Annotated in this window: 13 protein-coding genes; 9 read left to right on the top strand and 4 right to left on the bottom strand. The window is 59.0% G+C overall.

Going from position 1 to position 12,828, the window contains the following annotated elements; translation table 11 throughout:
- Positions 1–18 precede the first annotated feature (18 nt).
- Positions 19–465, top strand: coding sequence for a DsrE family protein (locus EDC30_RS06225; protein ID WP_132257940.1), 447 nt, complete (start codon positions 19–21; stop codon positions 463–465).
- Positions 466–617: 152 nt separating this feature from the next.
- Positions 618–1,154 (top strand): redoxin family protein, encoded by a 537-nt coding sequence (locus EDC30_RS06220; protein WP_132257939.1) that lies wholly within the window; start codon positions 618–620, stop codon positions 1,152–1,154.
- 11 nt (positions 1,155–1,165) lie between these two features.
- Here the strand turns inward: EDC30_RS06220 and EDC30_RS06215 are convergent, their stop codons facing one another.
- Entirely contained in the window at positions 1,166–1,444 is a 279-nt protein-coding gene (locus EDC30_RS06215) for a hypothetical protein (protein ID WP_132257938.1), read from the bottom strand.
- Positions 1,445–1,729: 285 nt separating this feature from the next.
- Between EDC30_RS06215 and EDC30_RS06210 the strand changes: the two genes are divergently transcribed.
- Positions 1,730–2,287: a YbhB/YbcL family Raf kinase inhibitor-like protein gene (locus EDC30_RS06210; protein WP_132257937.1), complete on the top strand. Its 558-nt coding sequence runs from the start codon at positions 1,730–1,732 to the stop codon at positions 2,285–2,287.
- Between the two features lie 47 nt (positions 2,288–2,334).
- Here the strand turns inward: EDC30_RS06210 and EDC30_RS06205 are convergent, their stop codons facing one another.
- The 3 genes from EDC30_RS06205 to EDC30_RS06195 all read right to left on the bottom strand — a co-directional run bounded on the left by EDC30_RS06205 (position 2,335) and on the right by EDC30_RS06195 (position 5,101).
- Entirely contained in the window at positions 2,335–3,165 is an 831-nt protein-coding gene (locus tag EDC30_RS06205; RefSeq protein ID WP_132257936.1) for a mechanosensitive ion channel family protein, read from the bottom strand.
- A gap of 25 nt (positions 3,166–3,190) precedes the next feature.
- Positions 3,191–4,078, bottom strand: a complete 888-nt coding sequence (locus EDC30_RS06200; protein WP_132258149.1) for a LysR family transcriptional regulator — start codon at positions 4,076–4,078, stop codon at positions 3,191–3,193.
- 126 nt (positions 4,079–4,204) lie between these two features.
- Positions 4,205–5,101: a LysR substrate-binding domain-containing protein gene (locus EDC30_RS06195; protein WP_132257935.1), complete on the bottom strand. Its 897-nt coding sequence runs from the start codon at positions 5,099–5,101 to the stop codon at positions 4,205–4,207.
- Positions 5,102–5,212: 111 nt separating this feature from the next.
- Between EDC30_RS06195 and EDC30_RS06190 the strand changes: the two genes are divergently transcribed.
- The 6 genes from EDC30_RS06190 (at position 5,213) to EDC30_RS06165 (ending at position 12,757) form a co-directional block, all read left to right on the top strand.
- On the top strand, positions 5,213–6,430 hold the full coding sequence (locus EDC30_RS06190) for an MFS transporter (protein ID WP_243656669.1): 1,218 nt from the start codon (positions 5,213–5,215) through the stop codon (positions 6,428–6,430).
- Positions 6,431–6,583: 153 nt separating this feature from the next.
- Positions 6,584–7,795: a CaiB/BaiF CoA transferase family protein gene (locus EDC30_RS06185; protein ID WP_132257934.1), complete on the top strand. Its 1,212-nt coding sequence runs from the start codon at positions 6,584–6,586 to the stop codon at positions 7,793–7,795.
- Positions 7,796–7,859: 64 nt separating this feature from the next.
- Complete coding sequence (locus EDC30_RS06180; protein ID WP_207907222.1) at positions 7,860–8,603, top strand: alpha/beta fold hydrolase; 744 nt, start codon at positions 7,860–7,862, stop codon at positions 8,601–8,603.
- Between the two features lie 21 nt (positions 8,604–8,624).
- Complete coding sequence (locus EDC30_RS06175) at positions 8,625–9,557, top strand: hydroxymethylglutaryl-CoA lyase (RefSeq protein WP_132257933.1); 933 nt, start codon at positions 8,625–8,627, stop codon at positions 9,555–9,557.
- A 30-nt stretch (positions 9,558–9,587) separates the two neighbouring features.
- Complete coding sequence (locus EDC30_RS06170) at positions 9,588–11,054, top strand: NAD-dependent succinate-semialdehyde dehydrogenase (protein WP_132257932.1); 1,467 nt, start codon at positions 9,588–9,590, stop codon at positions 11,052–11,054.
- A gap of 38 nt (positions 11,055–11,092) precedes the next feature.
- A complete protein-coding gene (locus EDC30_RS06165; RefSeq protein ID WP_132257931.1) occupies positions 11,093–12,757 on the top strand; it encodes a GMC family oxidoreductase in 1,665 nt (554 codons plus the stop codon).
- The last annotated feature ends 71 nt before the right edge of the window (positions 12,758–12,828 follow it).

Below are 12,828 nucleotides of genomic sequence, written 5' to 3'. Positions count from 1 at the left end.
CCGTTACGGAGAATGTCCATGCGCAGAGACTTCCTCAAGCGTATCGCCCTGGTGGCGCTGACCGTGGCCGGCGCCGGCCTGTTGACTGCAGCGCCTGCGCAAGCGGCTGAACAGGTCAGGGTGGTCTACCATCTTTTGGAAGGCAATAACCAGGCGACGCGTGCGCTGGGCAATATCCGCAATCACTTGCGCGCGGCGCCGGATGACAAGATCGTCGTGGTGGCGCATGGCGAAGGCGTGCGTTTCCTGCTGCAGGATGCGCGCGACCGCGAGGGCAAGCCCTTCGACGAAGCGGTTGCCGCGCTGGCCCGGCAAGGCGTGGAATTTCGCGTATGCCGCAACACCCTGATGGCGCACCAGATTCCCGAAGACAAGCTGTTGCCGCAGGCAAGCCTGGTGCCGTCGGGCGTGGCGGAAATCGCCCGCCTGCAAGCCAGGGAAGGCTTCGTCTATCTGCGGCCATGATCTATTCGCCGCCGTACGTGCGATAGATAGCCAATACCTGGCCTATACATAGGCGATACGTAGTCGATATGCCTGCCCGCGTCCCGCGATTGGGCGGCTATAATGCGGCTATCCCCGGCCCATCACTGACGTAACCTGCGCACAATCTGCCCATGACAACGAATACCCCACCATCTCCTGCAAGCCGTGCTTCCCGGTCGCTCTGGGTCAAGGCGCTGGCGGCCTTGTTTGTCATCGCGCTGGCGGCAGCGGGCTACTTCTCCTTCTTCGCGCAGCAAAAGGCGCCGGATGTGACCTTTACCGACTTGCAGGGCAATAAGGTGCAGACGCAGGATTTGCGCGGCAAAGTGATCATGGTGAATTTTTGGGCTACCAGTTGCACGACCTGTGTGAAGGAAATGCCCAAGATGGTCGAGACGTACAACAAGTACAAGGATCGCGGCCTGGAATTCGTCGCCGTGGCGATGAGCTACGACCCGCCGAACTATGTGCTGAATTATGCCGAGACGCGTCAGTTGCCGTTCAAGGTGGCGCTGGACACCAGCGGCGAATTGGCTAAGTCATTCGGCAATGTCCAATTGACTCCCACGACATTCGTCATCGATAAACAGGGCAACATCGTCAAACGTTATCTGGGCGAGCCGGACTGGTCCGGCTTGTATGCCCTGCTCGAACAATCGCTGAGTTAAAACTTTCTGTATTAGTGCCGGCCACCGGGCATGCGCCGGTCGCCGCTGCCTGGCCATTCATCATCGTCCAGCTCGGACGTGTCTTGTTCGACGTCTTCGCCGAACTGCTTCAAGCCATGGCTGTAGACCGCCGAGCCGATGCTGATGAAGCGGTAAAACTCATCTTCGCTGAGCCGGTCGGAAATATCCGAAAGCATCTCGGCCATCAATTCGGAAATACTCAAGAGATCGGTTTGCGTGCTTTGATGGTTACGACGCATCATCAGCGCCAATACCTGTGCCTTGTTCATCGCGTCTCCTCGGGCTCGAATAAATTCTTAGTATAGGGGCCATTCTGAATGACACAAGACCATATGACTTGATAGGAATGAATACTTCCCCATTCAATGTCTTCGTTGAAATTATTTTGTAAGACTATTGGCAAATCGGCAGGTAAAGCTGCTCTTTACACCGGCGAGCTATTGTCAAACTTTCCAGCTCTTTGTTTCTGAAGCAATTATTGTAAAACGATAAAATAATTGTTCTGCGTGCCCCTGTGTCATGCGAATTTGATAAAGCCATCAGAAAGGAATGCCATGCCAAATCAGTTGCGTCTTGCTTTGACCGTTTGTCTCTTGGGTGTCTCGGTAGCTGCCAATGCTGCCGCATTCTCCCTATCCAGCCCGACCATCAAGCCTAACAGCCGCCTGGGGCAAGACCAGGTATTCAATGGATTTGGCTGCACCGGCAAAAACATTTCTCCGGCACTGAAGTGGAGCAATGCGCCAGCCGGCACCAAGAGCTTTGCCATCACAGTGTATGACCCTGATGCGCCGACGGGCTCGGGCTGGTGGCACTGGGTGGTGTACAACATTCCTGCTAGCGTCACGGAGTTGCCTGCCGGTGCCGGCGATGTGAAGAGTGGTGTGATACCGGAAGGAGTCGCACAGGGGCGTACCGATTTCGGTTCCGCAGGATTTGGCGGCGCCTGCCCGCCGCCGGGCGACAAGCCGCACCGCTATATCTTCACAGTGCACGCACTGAAGACGGAAAAGCTCGACGTGCCAGCCGATGCCACCGCGGCGCTGGTTGGATTCATGATCAATGCCAACCGTTTGGCAAAGGCCAGTTTCACGGCGACTTACGGGCGATAAATCGAAGTCAGTAGCAGTCCGTGCGCGCCACGTTAGCGAAGCCTCAACTACGCGACACGCGCCGACGCACGGTACGCCAGGTAATGCCGCAATATCGCCTGTTCCACCTTGACCCGCTCGTTGGGTCGGCAGGTGTAACGCAGGGATAGCGTGGCTTGCTTGACATCGTTGAGCTGCAGGATCACCTTGGGCTCGGCGGAGGGCAAGTCCACCATGTCGCGCGTCTCGATGCGCTTCAGATGCGCATCCGCTTCCGCCATCCAGGGATCGCACACTTCGTGCGCCGCTTTAAGCAAGGCCTGCTCCAGCGCCACCAGGTCTTCCGCCGGATCCGCGACGACTTTCAGCATGTGCACGACATACATGCCCGTGGCGGTCAGGTTGCGCAAGGGTTTGACCAGCAGCATCGAGTGCGGCAGGGTGACGGTTCGGCTGGTCAGCTGGCTGCCTTCCTGCGCTTCGGAGAGCGTGGTGGCCAGCAGGTCGGTATCGATGACGCGCCCGGCAATGCCATCGAGCTCGATGAAGTCGCCGACGCGGTATAGCCGCGACACGGTGAGAAAAGCCGAGCCGAGCAGGTTGGCAAGGAATTCCTTGCTAATGATGAGCATGGCGCCGGCCACTGCAGCCAGCGACAGCGCCGCGCCGGCAATTTTCGAGGCCCAGATCGTGCCGACGACAATCACCGAAGCCAGCAATACCAAATTCTTCAGCAAGACGAAATTGCCGCGCCGATGGGCAAGCTCCAGATTGGTGCCAGTCGTGATGCGGGCATGCTTCTGGATCAGCTTCATCATCAGCATCGTGATGAGCAGCGTAATCAGCGTGGCGACAATGCGCCCCATCTCGGACTGGGCAAGGAATTGGAAATGGCTCATATACTCGTGAACGGAATAAATCCCTTTACTGCTGTTTCAAGTGGTTGACTAGAAGCTTGGCTGCGATTGGCAGCGCATCGAAAGTCCGCACGCAAATCTTCAGCTCGCGCCTGGCCCAGGGGTCGGTCAGGGAAAGAGCCCGCAGGCCCAGGGTTTTAACATAAGTCTTGGCTACGCCTTCGGGCAGGACGCCGATGCCTAAACCGGAATTGACCATCAGGCAAAGCGCATCGTAGCTGGTTACCTGGATGCTGAAGCGCACCCGTTTGCCTGACTCGCCGGCGGCATTTTGCAGCTGCAAGTTGATGGTACTGCCGGTATGCAGGCCGACATAATCATAATCGAGCGTATCGGCAAAAGAAACTGATTCGCGGGAAGCCAGCGCATGGTCAACCGGGGTGATCAGCACCAATCTGTCTTCATGATACGGAAAGACTTCCAGTTGCTGTCCATGCGGCTGCATCACGAAGATGCCGATGTCGGCGGCGTTTTCCGCCACCCCCTTGGTGACGGCAGTGCTGATTTTTTCTTCCAGGTTGACTTGGATCTGCGGGTATTCGGCCAGAAAAGATTTGATTTCACCGGGAAGAAATTGCGTGATTGCGGAAATGTTGGCAAAGACGCGCACATGGCCGCGTACGCCGCTGGCATATTCCTGCATCTGTATCGAGACTTCATCCAGCTCGTGCAAGGCGCGCCGCGCCAGGGCTAGCAGCGCGAAGCCGGCCGTCGTCGGCTCGATTCCTTTATTAGTGCGGGTCAGTAGTTGCGTGCGCAAGTACGCTTCGAGTTCGCTGATGCGCTTGCTGACCGCCGCGGCAGCAATATGCTCGCGCTCCGCCGCGGCAGCAATGGTGCCTTCTTCGACGACAGCGATGAACAATTGTAAAGAAGTGGGATCAAGTCGCGCCATATCGCCATTATGCCATTGAGTAAGTGTGGTCTTCGCGGTTGACGATGGCAACTGGAAGACAGTCATTGCAAGGCAATTCCTGCGAGAGGCATTGACCTGCCGCGTTCGTTAAACGAAAGCCGGTTGTCACGGTGCCGAAGCGAGGGCCAAGGCTATCTTGGAAAAGGCTGCGACAGGCGGGGGGACTTTACCGTGGCGACTGGCAAGAATGAGCTGCATGACTGCCGACGGATCGGCAATCGGCCGGTAGCGGGCGCCTTTGATGCGAATGCACTTGTATGATTCCGGCAGGATGGAGATCCCGAAGCCCGCAGCGACCAGGCTGATGATGACGGAAGGGTCGCTCGCCTCCATCGAGATTTTCGGCTCGAAGCCTGCCTTGCGGCATAGGCGCAGGATTTCCGGATAGGTGCCGGTGCCGCTGTCTTGTACAAACAGGACAAATGCCTCGTCCTTGAGATCGCGTACCGTGATCGTCGGCTTGCGGGCGAGCCGATGATTGGCAGGCGCCACCAGCGTCAATGGGTCATGGCGCAACGTGTTTAAGGTAATGCCAGGCGGAATGCCTGCTGCCGGTGGCCGGATAAATCCGATATCCAGCGTTTGCTGACTGATGGCTTCGACCTGATGCATCGTCACCATTTCTTTCAGCGTCAGCGCGACTTGCGGAAACTGCTTGCGGTATGTATTGATTACTGCAGGGAACATAGGCATGAGCAGCGTGGATGGCGTAAAGCCGATACGTAACTCGCCGATTTCACCGCGTTCCGCCCGGCGTGCGGTATTGGCCGCTTCTTCGGCCAGCGCCAGAATATGGCGCGCATCTTCCAGAAACCGCTTACCTGCTTCGGTCAGGCGAACCCAACGGCGCGAACGCTCAAACAAGGTGGCGCCGACCTCCTGTTCCAGCGCCTGGATCTGTTGGCTTAAGGGAGGCTGACCAATATGCAGCCTGGCGGCAGCACGGGTGAAGTGCAATTCCTCGGCGACGGCAATGAAGTAGCGTAAGTGGCGAAGCTCCATTTTCAGTTATCTGTTTTGAATATAAATGATGGCGCTAATATATATTGGACTGGATGAGCCGGTAAACCTAAGATGAAATAATCAGCGCATCATCTCATTGAGGGAAATCTCTTGGCTCTTTCATCCCCCGCCATGCCGGCCGCCCGCATCCGCACCGGCACGCGGGAATTCCGGCAAACCAACCGCGCCATGTTCCTTGGCGGATTTTCGACGTTTGCCTTACTGTATTCCGTGCAACCGCTGCTGCCATTGTTTGCTCAGGAATTCGGCTTGTCGCCGATGCATAGCAGCTGGGCACTATCCGCTTCAACCGGCGCGCTGGCAGTTTGCCTGTTGCTGGCAAGCGTGGCATCCGACCGCCTGGGTCGCAAGAACATGATGTGTCTGGCGCTGCTGTTGTCGGCTTTGCTGAATATGGCTTGCGCCTTTGCCCATAGTTTTACGCAGCTGGTGATCTTGCGCGCATTGTTGGGCGTGACGCTGGCAGGCTTGCCGGCAGTGGCGCTGGCTTATCTTGGCGAGGAGATCGATGCTCCTTCGCTCGGCTATTCGGTGGGCTTGTACATCGCCGGCACCGCCTTGGGCGGCATGACAGGCAGGGTTGCCACTTCCTTCTTGAGTGATTACCTGACATGGCGCCCGGCGCTTGCCGTCATCGGCGGCGCTGCATTACTGGCGACGGCAGAATTTTGGCGCATTCTTCCGCAATCCAATCACTTCAAGGCCGGCACGCTCGACTTGCCAACCATTCTGGGAGGCGCACGCCGGCATTTTCAGGATGGCGGCTTGCCCTGGTTCTTTTGCCTGGCATTCCTGCTGATGGGGTCGTTCGTCAGTGTCTACAACTACCTGGGATTCCGCTTGGCGGGCGCCGAGTTCGGTCTGCGGCACAGCGAAGTCAGTTTGATTTTTTCATTGTACCTGATGGGAATGTTCAGCTCGGTGTGGATGGGCAAACTGGCGGATCGCTTCGGACGCCGTCGCGTCTTGTGGACTGTCATCGCGGTGATGCTAGCCGGGTTATTGTTGACTTTGTCGGGTTCGCTGGTGCTGATCATCGCCGGCATTGCGCTATTTACCTTTGGGTTTTTCGGCGGGCACTCCATCGCCAGCAGTTGGGTAGGGCGGCGTGCAAAAATGCAAGCTGGCTTGGCCTCTTCCTTATATCTGTTTTTCTATTATCTGGGTTCCAGCCTGATCGGGTCCTTTTCCGGCTTGATGTGGGAGACCGCTGGTTGGCCCGGAGTCGTGGCAGTTCTGGCAGCCTGCCTGATCCTGGCATTATGGGTCGCGGTGCGATTGCGGAAATTGGCGCCGCTGGCGGCATAATCCCGTTTTTCCTTATCGTTCTGCCATCGCGTTTCGCGATGGCGCCGTCGCAAGATATTGCTTTTTCACCCAAAGGCAGATTTGTATGATGGGTCCCATTCGCAGGCAGGGTTACGCCTGACTTGCATCCAGGAGACATCAGAATAGATTGCCATGACAGAGCAAAGCAATAACACACAGGCACCTTTGCAGGGTGTGAAAGTGATCGAGATCGGCACCTTGATTGCAGGCCCTTATGCTGCCAGCTTGCTGGCGCAGTTCGGTGCGGAAGTCATCAAGATCGAATCTCCCGGTGACGGTGATCCGCTGCGCAAATGGCGCAAACTGCATAACGGCACTTCACTGTGGTGGTATTCGCAAAGCCGCAATAAGAAATCCATCACGCTCAATCTGAAATCGGAGCAGGGTCAGCAAATCGTGCGCGACCTGGTCAAGGATGCCGATATCGTGATTGAAAACTTTCGCCCGGGGACCTTGGAAGCATGGGGACTGGGCTGGGAGCAGCTTTCGCAAATCAATCCTTCGCTGATCATGGTGCGCGTGTCCGGCTATGGCCAGACCGGCCCTTATCACAAGCGCCCCGGTTTCGCGGCGATTGCCGAATCGATGGGGGGCTTGCGCGGCTTGGTCGGCTATCCTGATCGCCCGCCGGTGCGCGTCGGCGTCAGCATTGGCGACACGCTCGCGTCACTGTACGGCGTGATCGGCGCAATGATGGCAATGCACCACTTGAAGGTCAATGGCGGCAGCGGCCAGTTCATCGATGTTGCCCTGTACGAGGCCGTGTTCGGTGTCATGGAAAGCCTGATTCCCGAATATTCCGCATTCGGTTACGTGCGCGAGCGCACCGGCTCCAGCTTGCCCGGCATCGTGCCGTCCAATACCTATCCATGCCGGGATGGCCGCTATGTCATCATCGCCGGCAATGGCGACAGCATTTTCAAGCGCCTCATGCATGCCATGGGTCGCGCCGATCTGGCTGAAGACCCGCGCCTGGCGCGCAACGATGGCCGCGCGCAGCATACCGAGATGTTGGATCAGGCCATTACCGACTGGACCATGCAGCATGATCTTGACGATGTGCTGCAGGCGTTGGAAGCAGCCGACGTGCCGAGCAGCCGCGTGTTCGATGCCGCCGATATCCACAAGGACCCGCATTACCGGGCGCGCGACATGATCCAGCCGCATACATTGCCGGATGGTCAGGTGGTCGACATGCCTGGCGTGGTGCCGAAGCTTTCGGCGACACCGGGCAAGACCAACTGGCTGGGCCCGGAATTGGGCGAGCATACCGACGAAGTCCTGACCACGCTGGGCCGAAGCGCTGAACAGATTGCCGCGCTGCGCGAGCAGGGCATCATCTGAAGCCGCGTAGTAGCCGATGCCGAGGTCCGATATGCCATCCACAGAAAAGATGAATGTGAGACCCGTGTTAAAGCATGTGAAGTTGTGCGACGGCGATGCCGGCAAGCCGGCGTTGCTCTGCCTGCCCGGGGCCATGTGTTCGCCGGAAGTTTTTGCCGCCATGGCGGAATCGACCGGCTACATCGGCTATGGCGTTCCCTGGCTGGAAAGCGAGGGCCCATTCGACCTGGTGTCGCTGGCGCAGCGGGTCAGCGAGCTGATCGACCAACTCGGGAAGGTGATCCTGGTCGGCCATTCCGTCGGCACGGTGATTGCCGTGCTGGCTGCCCGGCAGTGCATGGCAGATGGCCGCAACTCGGTGGCGGGGCTGGTCCTGTCCAACAGCGGCGCGAACACACGCGGGCTTGGCGATATCGATAGCCTCATCGATAAAGTATCCATGCAATGGGGAACGGCGTTCTGGGAGGCGTTCTCCACGCGATGCATCGGCACGGATATCCCGCCGCAGCTGATGGAACGCCTGCAAGCCTATCCCGCGCAGCTGAATCCCTCGGCGGTGGCCGAGTCGCTTGCGAGCCTCAAAGCAATTGACCTGCTGCCCGTATTGCCAAGCCTTGCCGGCATACCGGCTGCCGTGGTGCACGGGCGCTTCGACAAGGCCAGGACGATGGCGCATGCGACGGAATTGGCCGGCGCGCTTCCCGCCAGTTCGCTGCATGTGCTGGAAACCGGGCACACATCGGCCGCCGAAGCACCTGCGGCGTTTGCCGGCATCGTGCAGTCTGTTGCAGACAGAATCCTGATTTGAAGAAGGGCTTCAGCTAACCATATGATTACTGCAAATCTGCCACAGCGGATCCAAATCAATGACGTCGCGGTGCGTGATGGCTTCCAGAGCGAGCCGGCATTCGTGCCGACCGAAGAAAAAATCAAGCTGATCGATCGGTTGTCGTGTACCGGCCTGGCCAAGATCGAAGTCACGTCCTTCGTCTCGCCCAAGGCGATCCCGAACTTGCGCGACGCCGCCGAAGTCATGCAAGGCATCACGCGCGTGCCGGGCGTCACCTATGTCGCGCTGGTGCCGAACGAGCGTGGCTGCGAGCGTGCGCAGGCCGCAGCGGTTGATGAGATCAATCTGGTGATGTCGATCGGCGAGAGCCATAATCTGGCCAACATGCGCATGACTTGCGAGCAATCGCTGGAGCAGTTTCGTGGCGTCATGAAATTGGTGCGCGGCAGCGCGATGCGCGTCAACGGCACCGTGGCCACGGCTTTCGGCTGTCCTTTCGATGGCGAACAGCCGTTGTATCGCGTTCTGTGGGCGGCCGAACAATATCTGGGCATGGGCATGCACAGCATTACCTTGGCCGATACCACCGGCATGGCGCATCCCCGACAAGTCGAACAAGTCACGCGGGCGTTCCGTAATGCCTTTCCTGACGTGCCGTTAACCCTGCATTTCCATAACACGCGCGGCATGGGTTTGGCGAATGCCTTGGCGGGCGCTGCTGCTGGCGCGCTCAGTTTCGATGCCTCGCTGGGCGGTATCGGCGGTTGTCCATTTGCGCCTGGCGCGACTGGCAATATCTGCACGGAAGACCTGGTGCATATGTTCGATGCCTGCGGCATAGCGACCGGTGTCGACCTGGACGCATTGTTGACGGTGGCGCGCGATTTGCCGGCAATCGTCGGTCATGAGGTGCCGGGACAGGTAATGAGGTCAGGCAAGCGCACCGAGCTTTACGCGCGCCCGGCAGCATAAGACACGCATACCAATAAAAGGATGAGACACATGCAATTGCGCGACCCGAGCTTATTTCGCCAACAAGCCTATATCGGCGGCGAATGGTGCGATGCCAATACTGGCGCAACTCTTGCCGTAACCAACCCTGCCGATGGCAGCGTGCTGGGAAGCGTGCCCGACATGGGGCAGGCGGAAACCCGTGAAGCGATTGCGGCAGCCGAGCGTGCGCTGCCGGCCTGGCGCGCCAGGACCGGCAAGGAGCGTGGCACTATCCTGCGCCGCTGGCAAGACTTAATCGAGGAAAACCTTGAAGACCTGGCCTTGCTGATGACGCTGGAGCAGGGCAAGCCGTTGGCGGAAGCCCGCGGCGAAATCCGCTATGCCTTGTCCTTCGTTGAATGGTTTTCCGAAGAGGCCAAGCGAGTCTATGGTGACGTGCTGCCCGCGACTCGCGGTGATCAGCGTCTGCTGGCGTTTCGCCAGCCGATCGGCGTCTGCGCGGCGATCACTGCGTGGAATTTTCCGAGTGCGCTGGTGACCCGCAAGGTGAGCCCTGCGCTCGCGGCCGGCTGCACCGTGGTGCTGAAACCGGCAGAACTGACGCCATACTCGGCGCTGGCGCTCATCGAGCTGGCTGAACGCGCCGGTGTGCCGAAGGGCGTCTTCAATATCGTCACCGGCAACCCGGTGGCAATCGGCGGCGAGCTGACTGCCAACCCGACAGTGCGCAAGCTGACCTTCACCGGCTCCACCGCGACTGGCCGCCTGCTGATGCAGCAAAGCGCAGCCAACATCAAGAAGCTGTCGCTGGAGTTGGGCGGGAATGCCCCCTTCATCGTGTTCGATGACGCCGATCTGGAGCAAGCCATCGAAGGCTTGATGGCTTCGAAATTCCGCAATGCCGGCCAGACTTGCGTATGCGCCAATCGAATCTATGTCCATGAGGCGGTGTTCGACGATTTTGCCGGACGTTTGGCGCGCCGTGTCGCCGCCTTCAAGGTTGGCAATGGCCTGGAAGCGGAAGTCGAGCAGGGCCCGCTGATTGATGGGCGTGCTCTGCAAAAGGTACAGCGGCTGGTCGATGATGCCGTCGCCAAGGGCGCGCAAGTGCATGTCGGCGGCAAGCCGCATGCACTGGGCGGCACGTTCTTCGAACCGACGCTCCTTTCCGGCATTACTGCCGACATGGAAATCGCGCATGAAGAAATTTTCGGCCCGGTGCTTGGCCTGGTGAAGTTCAGCAGTGAGTCAGAAGTGATTGCCATGGCCAACGATAGCGAAACCGGCCTGGCTGCATACTTCTACAGCGAGAACCTGGCGCGCGTCTGGCGTGTGATGGAAGCCCTGGAGTACGGCATGGTAGGCGTTAACACCGGCATGATTTCCAATGAGGTCGGCCCCTTTGGCGGTATCAAGGAATCCGGTCTGGGGCGCGAGGGTTCCAAGTACGGCATCGAGGAATTCATGGAGCTGAAATATGCCTGCCTGGCGGGCAACTTCTCCGCCGGTGCATGAGCCAGCCAGGGTTCGGCAATAAAAGGACAAGCAACACCATGACATCAGTATCCAATAAGAACGCAGAGACATTCGATTACGTGATCGTCGGCTCGGGCGCCGCCGGCGCCATCCTGGCCAGTCGCCTTTCCGAAGATGGCAAGACGACCGTTTGTCTGCTGGAAGCCGGTTCATCTGACTGGCATCCATTCATCCATATTCCAGCAGGCTTCATCAAGACCTTATTCAACCCGGATTTCACGTGGCAATTCAAGAGCGAGCCGACGGAACTCACGGGCGGCCGCCGCATTCCGCTGCCGCAGGGCCGCGTGCTGGGCGGATCCACCTCGATCAATGGCCTGGTGTACAACCGTGGTCAGCGCAATGATTACGACCAGTGGGCCGAGATGGGGAACGCGGGGTGGAGCTATGCCGAAGTGCTGCCTTATTTCAAGCGCATGGAGCGCCGGACCGGTGGCGACGACCGCTATCGCGGCCGCAATGGCGCCTTGCCGGTATCCGATATCGAATGGAAGCATCCGATCTGCGACGCATTCATCGCCGGTGCGCAAGGAATCGGCATTCCGCGCAACCCCGATTACAACGGCGCCGATCAGGCTGGCGTAGGCTATTACCAGCGCACCATCAATGGCCGCTGGCGCATGAGCACTTCCCGCACTTACCTGTGGCCGGCCCGCTCGCGCACCAACCTGGCGATCAGGACCAACTCCCAGGCGATCCAGATTCTGCTGGAGGGCAAGCGAGCAACCGGCGTGCGTTACATGAAAAACCGCGAACTGGCCAGCGCCACGACTGTGCTGGCACGTCGCGAAGTGATCATATGCGCCGGTGCCATCAACACCCCCAAGCTGTTGCAGCTTTCGGGAATCGGCCCGGAATCCTTGTTGCGCGAGATCGGCGTGCCGGTGCAGCATCACGCACCCGGCGTCGGCGCCAACCTGAGCGACCATTTTTCCGTACGCCTGGTAGCTCGCGTTAAAAATATCTCCACCATGAATGAGATGGCGCGCGGCTTAGGCCTGGGCGGGCAAATCGCGCGCTGGCTGCTGGGTAGGCCGAACATCCTGGCCTTGAGTCCCTCGCTGGTGCATTTCTTCTGGAAGTCCAGGGAAGAACTGACGCTGCCGGATCTGCAAGGCGTATTTTCCCCGGCCAGCTACAAGGAAGGCTATGTCGGCATGCTCGACAGTTTTCCCGGCATGACCGCCGGCGTCTGGCAACATCGCCCATACAGCCGCGGCACTGTGCAGGCGCGTTCGGCCGATGTGTTTGCCGACCCTGTCATCCAGGCAAATTATCTGGAAGACGAACGCGATCGCGAAGTGCTGGTCAACGGCATTCGCCTGGCGCGCCGCCTGTTGCAAACGCCGGAGCTGGCCAGGTATGCCGAGTGCGAAACCTTGCCTGGTCCGAGCAAAGTCGGTGATGACGAGTTGCTCGACTTTGCGCGCCGCTACGGCGTCTCTTCCTATCATCTGAATGGCACGGCGCGCATGGGGCGCGCAGACGACGCCATGGCTGTCGTCGATAACCAGTTGCGCGTGCATGGACTGACAGGCTTGCGCGTGGCGGATTCCTCGGTCATGCCGAGTATTCCTTCCGCCAACATCTGCGCCGCCACGATGATGATCGCAGAAAAAGCATCGGACCTGATTCTTGGGCGCGCGCCTCTGGCGGCCGAGGAGTTGCCGAAAGCGGCATAAACCATATCAGCATGGTGGCAATGGCCGGAGCCGCCCTGGCGATTTTCGTATGCAGACCGGAATGCCTGCGG

It is taken from the genome of Paucimonas lemoignei (genome assembly GCF_004342585.1).
Classification (GTDB): domain Bacteria; phylum Pseudomonadota; class Gammaproteobacteria; order Burkholderiales; family Burkholderiaceae_D; genus Paucimonas; species Paucimonas lemoignei.
This window is presented reverse-complemented; position numbering and strand designations above follow the sequence as displayed.